14 protein-coding genes are annotated in these 17,878 nt (G+C 68.5%); 4 read left to right on the top strand and 10 right to left on the bottom strand.

Annotated features, from left to right (window positions below):
- Positions 1-97: 97 nt before the first annotated feature.
- The gene (locus G6N57_RS05420) at positions 98-922 is read left to right on the top strand and encodes a helix-turn-helix domain-containing protein (RefSeq protein WP_077739611.1); all 825 of its coding nucleotides are present in this window, start codon (positions 98-100) and stop codon (positions 920-922) included.
- Here G6N57_RS05420 and G6N57_RS05415 read toward each other — a convergent pair.
- Positions 888-1,598, bottom strand: a complete 711-nt coding sequence (locus G6N57_RS05415) for a fumarylacetoacetate hydrolase family protein (protein WP_097926169.1) — start codon at positions 1,596-1,598, stop codon at positions 888-890. The two genes, G6N57_RS05420 and G6N57_RS05415, sit on opposite strands and share 35 nt — an antisense overlap.
- A 24-nt stretch (positions 1,599-1,622) precedes the next feature.
- Positions 1,623-3,452 carry an acyl-CoA dehydrogenase gene (locus tag G6N57_RS05410; RefSeq protein WP_077741776.1) on the bottom strand — a complete coding sequence of 610 codons (1,830 nt, stop codon included), beginning with the start codon at positions 3,450-3,452 and terminating at the stop codon, positions 1,623-1,625.
- Between the two features lie 138 nt (positions 3,453-3,590).
- Here G6N57_RS05410 and hrpA point away from each other — a divergent pair, with 138 nt between their 5' ends.
- Positions 3,591-7,472: an ATP-dependent RNA helicase HrpA gene (gene hrpA / locus G6N57_RS05405; protein WP_077739609.1), complete on the top strand. Its 3,882-nt coding sequence runs from the start codon at positions 3,591-3,593 to the stop codon at positions 7,470-7,472.
- 31 nt (positions 7,473-7,503) lie between these two features.
- Here hrpA and G6N57_RS05400 read toward each other — a convergent pair whose 3' ends face one another.
- Genes G6N57_RS05400 through G6N57_RS05390 form a run of 3 tightly spaced genes read right to left on the bottom strand, consistent with a single transcriptional unit; the run spans position 7,504 to position 10,753 of the window.
- Positions 7,504-8,343, bottom strand: a complete 840-nt coding sequence (locus tag G6N57_RS05400) for an alpha/beta fold hydrolase (RefSeq protein ID WP_077739608.1) — start codon at positions 8,341-8,343, stop codon at positions 7,504-7,506.
- 48 nt (positions 8,344-8,391) lie between these two features.
- Positions 8,392-9,558, bottom strand: coding sequence for an acyl-CoA dehydrogenase family protein (locus G6N57_RS05395; RefSeq protein ID WP_407665965.1), 1,167 nt, complete (start codon positions 9,556-9,558; stop codon positions 8,392-8,394).
- Positions 9,551-10,753, bottom strand: a complete 1,203-nt coding sequence (locus G6N57_RS05390; protein ID WP_077739606.1) for an acyl-CoA dehydrogenase family protein — start codon at positions 10,751-10,753, stop codon at positions 9,551-9,553. Before G6N57_RS05390 ends, G6N57_RS05395 begins: the two co-directional genes overlap by 8 nt.
- Positions 10,754-10,812: 59 nt before the next feature.
- On the opposite strand from G6N57_RS05390, the gene G6N57_RS05385 reads away from it, so the two are divergent.
- Complete coding sequence (locus tag G6N57_RS05385; protein WP_077739605.1) at positions 10,813-11,949, top strand: FAD-dependent oxidoreductase; 1,137 nt, start codon at positions 10,813-10,815, stop codon at positions 11,947-11,949.
- On the opposite strand, the gene G6N57_RS05380 is transcribed toward G6N57_RS05385, so the two are convergent.
- From G6N57_RS05380 to G6N57_RS05370, 3 genes are all read right to left on the bottom strand, one after another.
- The gene (locus G6N57_RS05380) at positions 11,925-12,335 is read right to left on the bottom strand and encodes a cupin domain-containing protein (protein ID WP_077739604.1); all 411 of its coding nucleotides are present in this window, start codon (positions 12,333-12,335) and stop codon (positions 11,925-11,927) included. The two genes, G6N57_RS05385 and G6N57_RS05380, sit on opposite strands and share 25 nt — an antisense overlap.
- A gap of 142 nt (positions 12,336-12,477) precedes the next feature.
- Entirely contained in the window at positions 12,478-13,725 is a 1,248-nt protein-coding gene (locus G6N57_RS05375) for an esterase family protein (protein ID WP_077741775.1), read from the bottom strand.
- Positions 13,726-13,814: 89 nt separating this feature from the next.
- Positions 13,815-14,693 carry a helix-turn-helix domain-containing protein gene (locus G6N57_RS05370; protein WP_077739603.1) on the bottom strand — a complete coding sequence of 293 codons (879 nt, stop codon included), beginning with the start codon at positions 14,691-14,693 and terminating at the stop codon, positions 13,815-13,817.
- 74 nt (positions 14,694-14,767) lie between these two features.
- Between G6N57_RS05370 and G6N57_RS05365 the strand changes: the two genes are divergently transcribed.
- A complete protein-coding gene (locus G6N57_RS05365; protein ID WP_077741773.1) occupies positions 14,768-15,361 on the top strand; it encodes a class I SAM-dependent methyltransferase in 594 nt (197 codons plus the stop codon).
- On the opposite strand, the gene G6N57_RS05360 is transcribed toward G6N57_RS05365, so the two are convergent.
- Together G6N57_RS05360 and G6N57_RS05355 are read right to left on the bottom strand one after the other, a co-directional pair.
- Positions 15,330-17,270 (bottom strand): CocE/NonD family hydrolase, encoded by a 1,941-nt coding sequence (locus tag G6N57_RS05360; RefSeq protein ID WP_174814458.1) that lies wholly within the window; start codon positions 17,268-17,270, stop codon positions 15,330-15,332. The two genes, G6N57_RS05365 and G6N57_RS05360, sit on opposite strands and share 32 nt — an antisense overlap.
- 42 nt (positions 17,271-17,312) lie before the next feature.
- Positions 17,313-17,711, bottom strand: coding sequence for a heme-binding protein (locus tag G6N57_RS05355; protein WP_065509600.1), 399 nt, complete (start codon positions 17,709-17,711; stop codon positions 17,313-17,315).
- Between the last annotated feature and the right edge of the window lie 167 nt (positions 17,712-17,878).

Below are 17,878 nucleotides of genomic sequence, written 5' to 3'. Positions count from 1 at the left end.
TAATCGAGATAGTCTCTCGAAACTGTGAGACCGACTGTAGAAACCGGCCGGAGAGGAGTCAAGGGTGCGCGGTGCGGGTTCGGCGCCGACTGGGCGCGTGATCGATGTGATCGAGTTGCTGGCCGGCTCCGGCGATACACCGCTGCGGTTCTCCGATGTGGTCAGCGCTCTCAACCTGACCCAGGCCACCGCGCACGCGATTCTCAAGACCCTGTGTGACCGTGGCTGGCTGATCCGTGATCCCGCTGACAAGACGTTCTCGCTCGGTCCGGGACTTGCCGTGGTGTCGACCCGCACCGAGGCCGCGCGACCGTTGGCGCACGCGGCCCGCATTGCCGCCCAGGAACTTTCACATCAGCTGGGAATGGCAGCATCGGTGGTGGAGCGGGCCGGGAACGAGCTCGTGATCACCGCGTTCGAAGGCGCGGGACCGGGCGGCCCGCCGACGGACCGCATCCGATACGCGCCACCGTTCGGCGTCGCCTTCGCGGCCTGGGACTCGCCTGCCGAGCAACGTGCCTGGATCGACCGGGCACCCACCGCGAGTGATGCGCTGACCGAGCGGCTTGTCGAGGTGCTCGCGCAGACCAGGGACCGCGGCTTCGACGTCGACTGGACGACACCGGATCTGACCCGGGCCGCACAGGTCGTCGGCGCATTGCCGAGCGACGGTCTGCCCGAGCACGTCCGGGATATCACCGATCAACTGCTCGCCGAGTTCACCACGATCGGGCTGGCCCCGGCCGGCGATGCGGCCCGCAGAGCTCAGCCGGTGGCCACGATTGCGGCGCCGGTCTTCGACGCTCAGCGTGGCGTGGCGCTGATCCTGTCCGTGCATCCGCTGCGGCCCATGACGTCGCGCCAGGTGGAAACGACGGGGCGACGGGTCAGGCGGGCCGCCGATCGGGTGAGCCGACCGTGAAGGTGAACTCCGCGACTCCTGCGACGCCGCCGAAGACGACGTCGCCAGGTTGCATCGGTCCGACCCCGGCCGGGGTGCCGCTGTAGATCAGGTCACCGGGGGACAGGTCGACAGCCGTCGAGATTGCGCTGATGACCTCGGGCACCGACCAGATCAGGTCTCGTAGGTCGCCGTGCTGCTTGAGCTCGCCGTTGACCCGCAGCCAGATCTCGCCGCTGTCGGGGTGGCCGACGGCGGCGACCGGGTGAATCGGCGTACACGGTGCCGACGCGTCGAAACCCTTGGCCCAGTCCCACGGCCGGCTTAGCTTCTTGGCCTCGTCCTGCAGATCGCGGCGGGTCAGATCGACGCCGACGCCGTAGCCCCAGATCAGGCTCAGCGCATCGTCGGGCGCCACGTCGCGACCTCCCGTGCCCAGCGCCACCACGAGTTCGATCTCGTGGTGGAACGACGAGGTCAACGAGGGGTACGGGACGGTGCCCTCGGCATCGATCACCGCGTCGGCAGGCTTCATGAAGAAGAACGGCGGCTCCCGGTCCGGGTCCTTGCCCATCTCCCGCGCGTGGGCCGCATAGTTGCGGCCCACGCAGAACACCCGCCGGATCGGAAAGCGCCCGGCCCCGCCGCTGACGGGTAGGGATGCCTGCGGCGGGGGAGGGATCACGAAGTCGGCCATGGGAACCATCTTCCCCGGCCGGCGTCAGAACGCGTCGTTGTCCAGTTGCATCACGTCGCCGTCGACCGACTCGATGACCTCGCGCACCGCGGTCAGCATCGGCAACATGTTGTGCGCGAAGAACTTCGCCACGGCGATCTTGCCTTCGTAGAACGGCCGGTCCCGATCGGCCGCCGAGGCCAGCGCGGCCTGAGCGACTTCCGCACCGGCCAACAGGCGCCAGCCGATCAGCAGGTCGCCCACCGCCAGCAGGAAGCGCACCGAACCGAGACCGACCTTGTACAGCTGCTCGGGCTGCTCCTGGGCGGCCATCAGGTAGCCGGTGAGGGTGGCAGCCATCGACTGCACATCGGCCAGCGCGGTGGCCAGCCTGGCGATTTCGGGTTCCAGCCCCGCGGCGTCGGCGTCGATCGTCGCCGAGATCTGGGCCGCCACGTGGGCCAGCGCACCGCCCTGGTCGCGAATGATCTTGCGGAAGAAGAAGTCCAGCGCCTGGATGGCGGTGGTGCCCTCGTACAGCGAGTCGATCTTGGCGTCGCGGATGTACTGCTCGATCGGGTAGTCCTGCAGGTAGCCGGATCCGCCGAGGGTCTGCAGCGACTCGGTGAGGATCTCGTAGGCCTTCTCCGAACCGACGCCCTTGACGATCGGCAGCAGCAGGTCGTTGACGCGGTGTGCCAGGCCGGCATCGGCACCCGAGACGTGTTGCGCCACCACCGAGTCCTGGTGCGCCGCGGTGTACAGGTACACCGACCGCAGTCCTTCGGCGTAGGCCTTCTGCGTGAGCAGGCTGCGCCGCACGTCGGGGTGCTCGATGATGGCGACCCGCGGTGCGGTCTTGTCGGTCATCTTGAGCATGTCCGAGCCCTGGATACGTTCTTTGGCATAGGCCAGCGCGTTCAGGTAGCCGGTGGACAGGGTGCCCGCCGACTTCACCCCCACGGTCATGCGGGCGTTCTCGATGACACGGAACATCTGAGCGATGCCGTTGTGCACGTCGCCGACGAGATAGCCGACGGCGGGGGTGCCGTGTGCGCCGAAGGTGACTTCACACGTCGGCGACGATTTGATGCCCATCTTGTGCTCGAGTCCGGTGACGAACACGCCGTTGCGGTCCCCGAGTTCGAGCGTCTCCGAGTCGAAGTGGAACTTCGGGACGTAGAACAGGCTCAGTCCCTTGGTGCCGGGCCCGGCGCCCTCGGGGCGGGCCAGCACGAGGTGGAAGACGTTCTCGGCGGTGTCGCCGACGTCGCCGCCGGAGATGAACCGCTTCACGCCGTCGATGTGCCAGGTGCCGTCGGGCTGCGCGATGGCCTTGGTGCGCCCGGCGCCCACATCAGACCCGGCATCCGGCTCTGTCAGCACCATGGTGCCGGACCAGCCCTTGTCCATGCTCATGCGTGCCCAGCGCTGCTGCTCTTCGGTGCCGACCTCGGCCAGGGTGTGCGCCATGGCCGGGCCGAGACCGTAGAAGAACATCGCCGACGGATTAGCCGACATGATCATTTCCTGGATGGCCCAAACCAGCGACGCGGGCGCCGGTGTGCCCCCGGCGTTCTCGGCGATGCCGATGCGCCACCACTCGGCGTCCTTGACGGCCTGCACGGTCTTGGCGAGCGGCCCGGGCACCGTGATCTCGTGGGTGGCCGGGTCGAACTCGGGCGGGTTGCGATCGGCGTCGGCGAACGACTCGGCGACAACACCTTCGGCGAAGCGTGCGACCTCGTCGAGCATGGTGCGCGCGGTGTCGGTGTCGAGGTCGCCGAACGCGCCCGAGTCGAGGACCTGACCCAAGGTCAGCACCTGGAAGAGATTGAATTCGATATCGCGGACATTGGCGATGTAGTGACCCACGATCCGCAAGCGTCGCCGACACCGGATGGGGTACGCAAGCGTAGGTTGCGGCAACCTACGGCTACGGAACCGGAGGTTGCCAGCTCCGGATGGGATGTGATCTATAACACATTTGATCGAGCACCTATCCTTGACCGAGTGTCCGAACCGTCAGTTGCCGAGCTGCGCTCCCGCCTCGACGGTTTGACGATCCGCGACGCCGACCGGCTGCGCCGTCGGCTCCGGAATCTCCGGGGTGGTGACACGGCCAAGATTGCCGAACAGATCGCGACCGCGGAAGGCCTCGTGCTGACCCGCCAGGCCGCCGTCCCGGCCATCACCTACCCCGACCTGCCGGTCAGTGAACACCGCGACGAGCTGGCCAAGGCCATCAGCGAGAACCAGGTGGTGGTGGTTGCCGGCGCGACCGGCTCGGGCAAGACCACGCAGCTGCCCAAGATCTGCCTGGACCTGGGCCGTGGCATCCGCGGCACCATCGGCCACACCCAGCCCCGCCGGCTGGCCGCTCGCACCGTGGCCCAGCGCATCGCCGACGAACTCGGCACCCCACTGGGCGAGGCCGTTGGCTACACCGTGCGCTTCACCGATCAGGCCAGCGACTCGACCCTGATCAAGCTGATGACCGACGGCATTCTGCTCGCCGAGATTCAAAGAGACCGCCGCCTGCTGCGCTACGACACGCTGATCCTCGACGAGGCGCACGAGCGCAGTCTCAACATCGACTTCCTGCTCGGCTATCTGCGCGAGCTGTTGCCGCGCCGTCCCGATCTCAAGGTCATCGTCACGTCGGCCACCATCGAGCCGGAGCGGTTCGCGGCGCACTTCAACGACGCGCCGATCGTCGAAGTCTCGGGGCGGACGTATCCGGTCGAGATTAGGTACCGGCCGCTGGAAGTCCCCGCGCCGACGTCGGATGACGAGGACCCCGACGATCCCGACCACGAGATCGTCCGGACCGAGCTACGCGATCCGACCGAAGCGATCGTCGACGCGGTCCGCGAACTGGAAGCCGAGCCACTGGGCGACGTGCTGGTGTTCCTGTCCGGTGAACGCGAAATTCGGGACACCGCAGAAGCTCTCAAAGACCTTCGCAACACCGAGGTGCTGCCGCTGTATGCCCGGCTGCCGACCGCGGAACAGCAGAAGGTGTTCCAGCCGAGTCGCAGCGGTCGGCGAATCGTGTTGGCCACCAACGTGGCCGAGACCTCGCTGACCGTTCCCGGGATCCGCTATGTCGTCGACCCCGGTACCGCGCGGATCTCCCGCTACAGCCGTCGGACCAAGGTGCAGCGGCTGCCCATCGAGCCGATCTCGCAGGCCTCGGCCGCCCAGCGGGCCGGTCGTTCGGGACGCACCGCCCCGGGTGTGTGCATCCGGCTGTACTCGGAGGAAGATTTCGAATCCCGGCCCCGCTACACCGATCCGGAGATCCTGCGAACTAACTTGGCGGCGGTCATCCTGCAGATGGCCGCCCTGCAGCTCGGCGACATCGCAGAATTCCCCTTCCTGGACCCGCCGGACGCCCGCAGCATCCGCGACGGGGTCCAGCTGCTGCAGGAGCTCGGCGCCTTCGATACCGCGGGTGCCTTGACCGACATCGGACGACGCCTGGCCCGGCTGCCGCTGGACCCGCGCGTCGGGCGGATGATCCTTCAGGCCGACACCGAGGGCTGTGTGCGCGAGGTGCTGGTGCTGGCGGCCGCGCTGTCCATCCCCGATCCCCGGGAGCGGCCGACGGACAAAGAGGAGGCGGCCAGGCAGAAGCACGCCCGGTTCGCAGACGAGCATTCCGATTTCATCTCCTACCTCAACTTGTGGAACTATCTGCGCGAGCAGCGAAACCAGCGTTCCGGCAATGCTCTCCGGCGGATGTGCCGCGAGGAGTTCCTGCACTACCTGCGGATCCGCGAATGGCAGGACCTGACCGGGCAGCTGCGCAGCATCGCCCGTGACATCGGGATCCGCGAGAGTGACGAGGCCGCCGAACCGGCGAGCATCCACGCTGCGCTGACCGCGGGCCTGCTCTCGCACGTCGGGCTGCGCGAAGGCGAGGGCCGCGACTACCAAGGTGCCCGCAACTCCAAGTTCGTGCTGGCCCCCGGCTCGGTCCTGACCAAGAAGCCGCCGCGCTGGATCGTGGTGGCCGACCTGGTCGAGACGAGTCGGCTGTTCGGTCGCATTGCGGCCAAGGTCGAGCCCGAAGCCATCGAGCGGGTCGCCGGACATCTGGTGCAACGCAACTACAGTGAGCCGCACTGGGAGGCCAGGCGCGGGGCGGTGGTGGCGTTCGAACGGGTCACGCTCTACGGGCTGCCGCTCGTCCCGCGTCGCAAGATCGGGTACACCCAGATCGATCCGGAGCTGTGCCGTGAGTTGTTCATCCGGCATGCGCTGGTCGAGGGAGACTGGCAGACCCGGCACCACTTCTTCCGCGACAACGCCCGGTTGCGGGCCGAACTCGAGGAGATCGAGGAGCGGGCCCGTCGGCGTGACCTACTGGTCGGCGACGACGACATCTACGCCCTCTACGATGCCCGCATCCCGGCCGACATCGTGTCCGCGCGCCATTTCGACGCATGGTGGAAGAAGCAGCGGCACAAGACACCTGACCTGCTCACCTTCACCCGTGACGACCTGTTGCGTTCCGAGGACGGCGCGGACAATCCCGACACCTGGCAGACCGGCGACCTCGAACTGCCGCTGACCTACCGGTTCGAGCCGGGTGCCGCCGACGACGGCGTCACGGTGCATGTGCCGGTCGGCGTGCTGGCCCGGCTCGGCGGCGACGGCTTCGCCTGGCAGGTACCGGCTCTGCGGGAGGAACTGGTCACCGCACTGATCAAGTCGTTGCCCAAGGACCTGCGTCGCAACTTCGTCCCCGCTCCGGACACCGCGCGCGCCATCCTGGGGGACATCGACCCCTCCGCCGGGTCCCTGCTGGACGAGGTCCAGCGCGAACTGCGCAGGCGCAGCGGCATTCTGGTGCCCATCGACGCGTTCGACCTGAGCAAGATCCCGGACCACCTACGGATGACCTTCGCCGTGGAAGCGGCCGACGGCAAAGAGGTGGCCCGCGGCAAGGACATCGACGCACTGCGAGAGCAGCTGGCGGTTCCCGTCGCGCAGGCCGTGGCCGACGCGCTGGGCGGGGATCTGGACCGCACCGGCCTGAAGGCCTGGCCCGAGGATCTCGACGAACTCCCACGCACCGTGGAGAGCGTCAGCGGCGGGCACACCGTGCGCGGGTACCCGGCCTTCGTGGACAACGGAAACTCGGTCGGCATCAAGGTGTTCGCCAACCCCGCCGAACAGGCCGCGGCCATGCGGCCGGGCCTCCGCCGGCTGCTGCGGCTCACCGCACCGTCGCCGGTCAAGGCGATCGAGCGGGGTTTGAGCACCCGGACCCGGCTGGCGCTCAACGCGAACCCGGACGGCACCCTGGCCGCCCTGCTCGAGGACTGCGCCGACGCGGCCGCCGATGTGTTGCTGCAGAAAGCGGTGTGGACCAGGGCCGAGTTCGCGGCGGTCGTCGGCCGGGCCGGCAAGGAACTCGGTCCCACGATGCAAGCGGCGGTGACCCGGGTCGAGAAGGTCTTGACCGCGTCGCACGAGGTACACGTCGCGCTGCCGGACAAGCCGTCGACCGCGCAGGCCGACGCCGTTGCGGATATCCGGTCTCAGCTGGATCGATTGCTGCCCAGTGGATTTGTCACCGTCACCGGAATTGCGCGGCTCGGCGACCTGGCCCGATACCTCACCGCAATCGCCCGTCGGCTGGAGCGGCTACCGCAGGGGCTTGCCGCCGACCGGGAGCGGATGGCCCGCGTGCACGCCGTCGAGGATGCCTACGACGATCTGGTCGTGGCGTTGTCGGCAGCCCGGGCCGAGGACCCGAAGGTGCGCGATATCGCATGGCAGATCGAGGAGTTACGGGTGAGCCTGTGGGCCCAGCAGCTCGGCACCCCGCGACCGGTCAGCGAGCAGCGCATCTTCAAGGCGATCGACGCCGTCGGACGTTAGTCGGCGGGAACTCAGGGGACGCGGCGCAGTTTCATGCGGTACGTCCGAGCTGCCCGCGCAGGAACGCGGTGAGGTACCCGGCCACCACATCGGGCTGCTCGAGCCAGGGCCAATGCCCGGTTCCCGGCACCGGTTGCACCTGACAGTTGGCGAAGATCCGCTGGTAGTCCTCGGTTTGCGCGAACGGCACGTAATGGTCGTCGGCACCCCACACCACCAGGACGTCGCCGCGGTAACCGGCGAGCCGATCTACATACGGGGCAAGGGCGTTCGGCCCGGTGGACCGGTACAGCTTCACCACGGCATCGGGCGTCCCGCGGGCGAACATGTGCTCCGCGATCGAGTCGAGCGCGTCGGACGGCAGGCCGGGATCCCGCATGGCGAGCACACGTCGCAGCACGGCCGGGTTACCGACCCGCGACAACGCCTCGGCCAGTACGGGTGTGCGCCACAGCTTGGCGGCGAAGTGGTTGATCACCACCGGTGCGTTGATCAACGTGATGCTGGCGACCGAGTCGAGATGGTCGACCGCCCACGCGAGCGCCCATGGCCCACCGAAGTCGTGGGCCACCAGATGCGCGCGTTCGACCCCGAGCTGACCCAGGATCGCGTCGAGGTGCGCCGCATAGGCAGCCACCGTGTACGGCCACTGAGAGGGCTTGTCGGCCGCACCGAAACCCGGCATCTCCGGAGCGATCACCCGGGTGAACCCCGCGACCGGCGTCAGCAACCGGTCCCACTTGGCCCCGGCGTTGTTGCCGTGCACGAACACCACAGCCTCGCCGGGGTTCGCCCCGGAAGTGCCGGCGACGAGCACCGGTGAACGGACCCCGTCGACAGCCAGCGTGCGGTGTTCGACAGGGCCGTCCATCAGCGGGATTGTACGGTCGCCTAACGTTTCCCGCGCGATTTCAAGCGATCAGTGCGTGCCCGTCGCCACCCACGGCACCCGCTCGGCGGTTGCGTCGTCAAGCACCAGTTCGGCCACCCGCGATCGGTGCGCCTCGGCGCTGCCCAACAGCGCGGCATCGGTGGTGGCTCGTTTGAAGTACAGATGCGCCTGGTGCTCCCAGGTGAATCCGATGCCGCCGTGCACCTGGATGGTGTCGGCGGCAATCTTGGCGAACGCCGCCGACGCGGTGGCCTGCGCGATGCTGGCCGCCAGCGCCGGGTCGTCGGTGCCGTCGGTCAGCGCCCACACCGCGTGATACGTCGCCGAACGCGCGTGCTCGAGATCGACCAGGCAATCCGCCAGGCGGTGCTTGACAGCCTGGAACGAGCCGATCTGCCTGCCGAACTGCAGCCTCGATTTGGCGTATTCCACCGACAGATCCAGCAGATGCTGTGCGGCGCCGACCTGTTCGGCGGCCAATAGCGCCGACGCCACCTGGAACGCGTGGGTGACGACGCGATCGGCCTCGTCGGCGCCGGCCACCAGTTGCGCGGCGGCAGCGGTCAACACGATGGTGGCCTGCGGCCGGGTCAGGTCGAGCGTGACCAGGGGGCTGCGCTGTACGCCGGGGTCCGTTGCCTCGACCGCGTACAGGGCGACGCCGTCGGGTCCCGTGGCGGCCACCAGCAGGACGTCGACGACTCCGCCATCTACCACCCGCTCGACCGTCCCGGTGAGCGTCCCATCCTCGGCGACAGCGACATTCACCGCAGCGGGATCGAAAGCGCCCGCCCGATCCGGGACCGCGAACGCCGCGGTGCGGGTGCCTTCGGCGAGGGCGCCGAGGAGGTCGTCGCGCACCGGACCGGCCGCGGCGGCGACGAGCGCCGGGATGGCCAGCAGCACCGTGCCGAACACCGGACCGCAGGCCAGTGCCGCCCCCAGCTCTTCGACCGCGATGGCCTGGTCGACGAGCGTGCCACCGGCTCCGCCGTCGGCCTCGGGAACCGCCAGGCCGAGCACGCCGAGCTCAGCACCCAACCGCGCCCAGACCTTCGGATCGAACCGCGATTCGGACTCCATCAGGGTCCGCACCGTCTGCTCGTCGAAGTTGTCGGCGCAGAACTTGCGGACCGCCGTCCGCAATTGCGTCTGCTCGTCGGTGAAGCTGAATTCAGCCCGGTCGTCAGCCACGGGGGATCTCCTTCCACGGCATACCGGCATCAGCCCGCAGATCGCCGGGCAGCCCCAGGATCCGTTCGCCCAGAATGTTGCGCATCACCTCTGACGTGCCACCTTCGATCGTGTTGGCCTTGCTGCGCAGAAAGCGCTGCTGGATGGGACCGCGCCAGTCCTTGCCGTTCTCGTCCTCGTCGCGGTCACCCGATCCGTACCCGTGATACAGGATCCCTTCGGGCCCAAGCAGATCCATGCACCACTGGTAGATGTGCTGGTTGAGTTCGGCGCCGACGAGCTTTCCGATCGAGCCCTCCGGGCCCGGGCCACCGACGGTGGCGGCCGCGCGGGAACGTTCCGCGGTCAGCCGCTGGGCCTCGGAGCGCAGCCAGAGCTGTGTCAGCCGGTCCCGCAGCACCGGGGTACGCAGGTCGGGGCGTGACGCCCACAGCGCCACGGCATCCGAGATGGTGCCGGCTCCGCGCCGGTTGCCGCTGCCGCCGAGCGCGCTGCGCTCGTTCATCAGCGTCGTCATCGCGACATTCCAGCCGTTGCCGACCTCGCCGAGCCGATGCGCGTCGGGGATGCGGGCGTCGGTGATGTAGACCTCGTTGAACTCGGCCTGCCCGGTCATCTGCCGTAGCGGTCGGGTCTCGACACCCGGCCCGTGCATATCGAGCACGAAGTACGTGAGGCCTTTGTGTTTGGGCGCATCGGGATTCGAGCGGGCCAGCAGCAGGCCCCAGCGGGCGCGGTGCGCCAGGCTGGTCCACACCTTCTGACCGTTGAGCACCCACTCGTCACCGTCGCGGACCGCGGACGTGGCCAGCCCGGCCAGGTCCGATCCGGCACCGGGCTCGGAGAACAGCTGGCACCAGATGTGTTCGGTGCTCGCCAGCGGGCGCAGCCAGGACTTCTTGAGCTCATCGGACTGAGCGTGTTCGCGGACCGTGGGTGCGGCCATGCCGTAGCCCATCGGATTGAGGCTCAACGGGATGGGACCGCCTGCACCCTGGAGGATGCGGTCGGCCACGGCCTGCAGACCACGTGACACCCCGAGACCGCCGAGGCCCTCCGGGAAGTGCACCCAGGACAGACCCGCGTCATAACAGGCGGCCAGGTACTCGGGGATCGGGACTTTCTTGGGGTCGTGGTCGGCCACGACCCGGCGGGCGAGGTCGGCGACCCGGTCCGCATCAGCGACGCTGCTCATCCAGTCACGATAGGGAAAGGCATTCGGCGGCCCGCGGGCGGGCGGTAGCGTCACCGATCGTGGACCGAAAGCGCGTGGTGATCGCCGGCCTCGGTGACACCGGCGTGCTCACCGCGATCCGGCTGGCGCGGCGTTTCGACGTCGTCGGCATCTCGGTGAACCCCGGCTTGGTCAGCGGTCAGGAGCTCGGCACCCGGCTGGCCCGGCCCGACGACTGGGCGCGCAACTACTGGATCGGCTTCGACCGGTTCCGGGAACTCGATCGCGTCCGCACCGTGCACGGCACCCTCACCGGTGCTGACCTGTCCGCCCGGACGGTCAGTGTGGTTGATGCCGACGGCACGACGCGGGTGGAATCCTATGACGCCCTGGTGATCTCTACCGGCGTCGCGAACGGCTTCTGGCGGCGGCCAGTTCTGCAGTCCACGCGGGATGTCGATACCGGACTGCGAACCGCGCACGAGCGTTTGGGTTCGGCGCGTTCGGTGGCCGTCATCGGCGGTGGCGCGGCGGCGGCCAGCGGCGCGGCCAACATCGCGGTCCGGTGGCCGGACACCCGGGTGGGGCTGTACTACCCGGGTGAACATCCTCTGCCGCAGCATCATCGGCGGACGCGGAAGCGTGTCGAAAGCCGGCTCGCCGCCGCGGGCGTGACGCTGTACCCCGGGCATCGAGCAGTGGTGCCCGAGGGCTTCGACTGCGCGGCCATCACGTCCGAACCCGTTCACTTCAGCGGCGGGCAGGCTCCGGTTCAGGCGGATGCCGTGCTGTGGGCGATCGGCCGGGTGCGGCCCAACACCGCCTGGCTGCCGGCGGACATCCTCGACGAGCGCGGGTTCGTGCGGGTCACGCCGGAATTGCGGGTGCCGGGGTGCGATGGCGTATTCGCCGTCGGTGACGTCGCGGCCACCGATCCGCTGCGCTCGTCGGCCCGCAACCGGGCCGACGGACTGCTGGCCCGAAACGTGGCCGCCCATTTCGCCGGAGGCCGGATGCGCAGTTATCGCCCGCCCGCCAGTCGTTGGGGATCTGTGCTCGGCGTGCAACCGGACGGGTTGGAGGTATTCGCGCCCAACGGGTTTGCTTTCCGGTTCCCGTCGTGGTCGATCGAGCGGGTGTTGCAGCCGTGGATCGTCCGCCGCGGCATCTATCGCGGTGTGCGGTCCGAGGATCAGAACATCGTCACCAACGGCTGATCGACGGGCACCACGTAGGTGGACAGCATCAGGGTCCGCACCGTTCCGACGTTGTGGGCGTTGTGGACGACGCCGGCGGGGATGAGGAACGGGTCGCCTGAATGGAGATGCTGGGTCGGGCGGTCGTCGAAGACCATGTCGACGTCTCCCTGGACGATGTAGCCGACTTCCGGCCCGGGATGGCTGTGCCGGCCGGACTCCTTGCCGACCGGGATCTCGAACCTGGTCTGGATGATCTCGAAACCCGGTGTGGGCGCGGCGGAACGCTGAAGCTCGGTGCGTGACACGCCCGCAGTCGGATCGTCGGCGAGCGCGGCAGGAGCAGTGAGGGTCGCGGTGGCGACGGACACGGCGAGGACGGTCAGGGTGAGGCGGGTGCGGGTCATGCCTCCATGACAGTCGCCTCAAGTCATCGAGTCCAACGATGGTTTTTGATCTAGATCATCTCTAGAAGTGATGATGCCTTCGCGTATGTAACGCCACGGCGAAAATTCGGCCGAATTCCCGCCATGGCGTTACGAACGTGGCTCAGGCCCGCGGCAGCGCTACGGGCACGGTCTGCAGGCCAGGGCTCACCGGAGCGACCGGAGCCGGGGCCACCCCGGGCACTCCAGCTACCCGGGGCACCGCGGCCACACCGGGAACCTGGCCGGGGATGGCGGGTACCGCGGGGGCCGCAGCCACTCCGGGCAACTGACCGGGCACCTGAGCGACCTGACCGGGCACCTGCCCGGCGACGCCGGGAATCTGCCCCGGCACCGGAGCGACCTGGCCCGGCGCCACCGGTGCCGCCGGTGCGGGCGGCGCGGCTGCCGCCGCTGCGGCCTGGTTGAGCACCCGCAGCATGTCGGGCTTCATCTGCTGCAACTGCGATCCCCAGTAGTTCCAGTTGTGCGTGCCGTTCGGCGGGAACTCGAACCTCGCGTTGCGCCCGCCGGCGGCGATGTACTTCTGCTGGAACTCCTTGTTGGAGTTGATCGTGATGTTCTCCAGGAACTGCGCGCTGTAGAGCGTGCCGAAGTTGCCGCCCGGGTCGTCGAGTTCGGAGGGAACGCCGTTGCCGCAGTACACCCAGATCGCGGTGTTGTTGGCGACCAGTCGGTTGATGTTGACCGTCGGGTCGTTGCGACGCCAGGCCGGATCGTTGGAGATACCCCACATGTCGGTCGGGTTGTAGCCACCGGCGTCCTTCATCGCGAAGCCGATCATGGTGGGCCACAAGCCTTGCGAGGGATTCAGGAAGCCGGACAGGGCACCGGCGAAGATGAACTGCTGGGGGTGCCAGGTCGCCAGGGTCAGGGCTGCCCCGCCGGACATCGACAGTCCGACGACGGCGTTACCGGTGGGCGCCACCTCGTGCTTGGCGGCCAGGTAGGCCGGAAGTTCCTGGGTGAGGAAGGTTTCCCACTTGTAGGTGGTGGTGCCCGCACTGCCCGCCGCGGGGCGGTACCAGTCGCTGTAGAAGCTGGATTGCCCGCCGACGGGCATGACCACCGAGATGCCGGACTTGTAGAACCACTCGAATGCAGCGGTGTTGATATCCCAGCCGTTGTTGTCGTCCTGCGCGCGCAATCCGTCGAGCAGGTAGAGCGCGTGCGGCCCGCCGCCCTGGAACTGGACCGTGATGTCGCGGCCCATCGCGGCCGACGGCACCTGCAGGCGTTCCACCGGCAGGCCGTCGCGCGAATACGCTGCGGCGGTCGGCGTCGGTGCGGCCATCACCAGCCCCGGCAACATCAATCCTGTAATCGCCGCGGCCGCCACGCGGCGCGACATCCGACCGAACATTCTCAGTCTCACACCGGCACGTTAACAACGGCTGAGCTGGGCCTACCGAGACCACGCCTGGCGTAACCCCTCTGTTATCAAGGTGATTCGGTTCCGATGCCAGAAAGTCGGGACCGGCGCCACTCGCGTGGCGAGAGGCCGTGGGTCCGCCGGAACTGACGGCTGAAGTAACCGGGGTCGGCCATTCCCACCCGGGCGGCGACCTCGGCAACGGACAGGTCCGTATCGCCGAGCAGGGCCCGCGCCTGGCTCATCCTGCGCTCATTGATCCATTCGCCGACGGTGCGTCCGGTCCGGCGGCGGACCAACGTGGTGAGATGGCCCGCCGTCATTCCGACCTCGTCGGCGATGTCGCGCAAGGACAGCGGCTCCGACAGCCTGCGGTCGATCGCCGAGAACACCTCGGCCAGCAAAGGCTCGCCACTGCGTCGCAGGTCGCTGACCACGTCGTCGGCGAACCGGGCCAGGTCGATGAGCAGCAGCGTCAGGTGGGCCAGTGCGGCCTGCCGGTAGCCCGCGCGACGGTCGCCGAGCTCAGCCTCGATCGCCTGGATCGTGCTGTCCCACAGTGGTTGTCGATCGGCGGGTACGTGCAGAAGGAGTAGGCCACCGGATTGCCCGTGGATGAACGGGAACAGCAGAGGATGAGCCTGCCAGGTGGGCCAGGGTGAGCCGCCGTCGTGCCCCAGCGCGGTGGGGTCGAAGTACACGCCGATCCCGTCGGACTCGGCGGTCAGCGGTCGTGGGTCGATCACCTCGCCGGCCGCCACCACGTAGACCACGCCTTCGGCCGGCACGTACCAGAGCACCGGGAAGTCGTGGATGTGCGGGCGGTGTTCGGGCAGATCTGCGCGCCGGCCCCTGGTGACTGACACCGGCGGGGCGTCGTGATCCGTCCAGTACCGGTAGACCGGGACGCCGTCGCGGTGGCGCACCAGGCGAGACGCGTCAGGCATGAAGCCAAAGATAATCCTGATTTTGCCAATCTTCACCCAACTATCGGTGTCTGTCCGGATAGATCATGGAGTTCATGACCGAACATCGTCCACATCTTCTGAAGAACCGGCATGACTACCTGCCGGCGGCAGGTCATGACGCGTTCCTGCCCGGCTACGACCTCCTGACCCGAGTGCTCGGGATGAACCCGGCCTACCGCGACCTGGTCGCGCGGGCCGGACTGTCGGCCGGCCAGCGGGTGATCGAAATAGGGTGTGGCACCGGAAATCTCACTGTTCGCGCCAAGAAGGCGTACCCGGCCGCCGAGATCGTGGGGACCGATCCCGATCCGCGAGCGCTGCAGCGGGCAGAGCGAAAGGCCAAGGGCCTCAAGGGTATCGGATTCACGCGGGCGTATGCCCAGGAACTGCCGTTCGGCGACGGCAAGTTCGACCAGGCGCTGTCCTCGATGATGCTGCACCATCTCGACGAAGCCACCAAGATCGCCGCCGCCCGCGAGCTGTTCCGGGTTCTCAAGCCGGGCGGGCGACTGCACGTCGTCGACGTGCGCGGCGACGCCCTCTCTCAGCTGTTCGAGGCTGCGGGGTTCGACTGCGCGGTGGTGGGATCCGGGCGCATCCGGCTGGCCGGAAAGCTCACGTATCTCCGCGCGACTCGTCCGGCGTGAACGCGGCGGGCTCGGCCAGCGAGATGAGCAGGCTCGACGGCGCGTCGCCGCCCTGACGGATCCGGTAGGTGCCCCCTTCCAGAGCGTGGCGGGCCGGTTGAGTGGGCACCAGGTGCGGGAAGTCGTAGGTGGTCAGCGTGAGCCGCAGCCGGTGGCCTGGCTCGATCAGCGCCGCGGTGGGGAAGACGTCCAGGTCGTAGCGGGTCAGCTCACCGGGCACCACCGGCTCGACGGCGGCGCGGGTGCTGATGTGATGCGGCCGCAGAACATTTCCGTCCGCCGTGTACCACGTCGTCTCCGGATCCAGCGCCCGGTGCGATCCGAGCAGCGCGCCCTGGGTCAGCGGCCGGCTGGCACCGTCCGGTGCCACATCGTCGAGATGGGCCACCCACAGAGTTTCGGTGGTGTCGGCGGTCGCCTGCACGGTCAACGTGACCGGGCCCGCGATGAGCCGGGCCTCGGTGAACTCGTCCGTCGTGTAGGTCAGGGCCTCGCGTTGCAGCCTGCGGTTGTCCAGGTCGTACCGGATTCGCCGCCCCCTCTGCGCGGCCATGAAGCTGCCCATCCCGAGGGTCCACTGTTCGAGGCTGCGGCCGGATATCGGCCCACGCACCGTGTAGCGCAGGGTGGCCTCGGTCTGCTCGGCGGCCGGTTCGGAGGCGAGATGGCCGCCTTCGGCCAGATACAGCCGCGTCGGCGTGGCCTCGGGGAACGGATAGTCCTCTGCCCGGAACCACGACCGGCTGCCGATGGCCTGGAAGCGGATGGGCGAACCGGTGACCGCGGCCGAGGCATCGTCCTTGAGCCAGCGGTCGAACCAGCGCAGCTGCAGCGCATGCAAATGCAGGCCGTCCAGATCCGAGACGTGATACCAGGGGCCCATGATCAGCTGCACCCTGTCCGAGAGCGGCTGGCCGGGCTCCATCGGGGCGTTGGGCGGCCTGCCGGTGTAGGCGTTCTGCAGCGCGGCGTAGTTGAGCGGGGCACCGCGCTGGAAGGCGTCGTGCCAGCCGCCGACCAGAAATACCGCGACGTCGTTCTTCGCGATGTCGGGCAGCACGTCCGAGGCGCGCATGGTGTCCCAGAACGGGCCGTCGAAGGCCGTGTCCCCGCCTGCAGCAGCGTCACCGATCATGCTGCGGAAGTACTGGCGCTGGTCACGTCCGCGTTGCCGGACCGCTGCCAGGCCGCCGGCCCGGGGACGCTCATGAGCGCCGCGCTTGGCGAACTCCAGCGCCGGGTTGACCACGTTGAGCAGTGAATAGACCGCACCGTAGGCCCGCACGGTCCGCATGTGCGGCACGCCGCCCATGGTGACCACGTCGCGGTAGAAGTCGTTGGCCGCCATCACCGGGAAGATCGCCTTCAGCGGCGAGTCGGGGCCGACGGCGGCGGCGGTGAGCAGCTGGTTGATGGCCAGGTAGGAGATACCGAACATCCCGACCCGGCCGTTCGAATTCGGCAGCCGCGCAGCCCAATTGACCAGATCGACACCGTCGGAGACCTGGACGGCACCCAGCATCTCGAACGATCCACCGGACGCGCCGGTTCCGCGCACGTCGGCCATCACCTCGATGTAGCCGCGCCGGATCAGGTACGGGGTGGCCCCGCCGCCGATCTGGGCGGCCGGCGGCGGGGCCTTCTTGCCGTAGGGCGTGATGGACAGCAGCACCGGGAACGGTCCGGGTGCCGGCGCCCCGGTCTCGGGGACCGTCGGATAGTGGATGTCGGCCCGCAGCACCGTGCCGTCGGACGCGCGGACCGCCACATTGTGGTGGACTCCGACGCCGTAGCGGGCCGGGGGCGGCGTCCAGGCCGGCTCCAGTGGTGACGGGTTGCGCTTACGGACGCGAGTCGCCGATTGCCCGGCCACCCTCTTGCCACGGACCACCTGCCACGGGTTCGCCATCCGTCCTCCTTGACGTGTGTCGGCCTGGCTCCACCGTAATCACTACCCGGCCATGAACTCCGAGTAGGCCGAGGCCAGCTCGGGTGACAGCGCCGTCACGTTGCATGCCCGCTGCGTGTCCCCGATGGGTGCCAGGATGCCGCGCAGGTCGTAGTACTCCTGCGGGTTGGCGGTGAAGTACCCGCGCAGTGTGGCTGCGGCCTGCGGACGCGGCTGGGTGAACGCCGTGGTCACGGCCTGGTTGGCGCCCGGATGGCTGTCCAGGTAGGCACGCGCGGCACCGGTGGTGCTGCTGACGGTGCCTGCCACCGCACTGGCGCTGCAGTCGGGTGCGGCTGCAGCCGTCGGTGCGCCGATCATCGCCGCGGCCACGCCGCCGAGCAGGCCTGCGGCACACGTGCCGGCAATTCCACGGCGCGCGGTGATACCAGTGAATTTCATGATCGTTTTCCTTCGGGATTCTGATGTCCCCCGACCCGAATTCGAAGGTAACCGGATCGTGGTCGAGCAAATCCGCCGCCACCTGAAACGGCTGTGACGGGTGTGAAGGTGTTACGGGGAGCGACGGTGAATTACACCTCAATGCCGCCGAATTCCGGCCGATGATC

This window comes from Mycolicibacterium boenickei (assembly GCF_010731295.1).
In the GTDB taxonomy this organism is placed as follows: domain Bacteria; phylum Actinomycetota; class Actinomycetes; order Mycobacteriales; family Mycobacteriaceae; genus Mycobacterium; species Mycobacterium boenickei.
The sequence above is the reverse complement of the archived record's forward strand: the minus strand, read 5'-3'. Positions and strand labels throughout refer to the sequence as shown.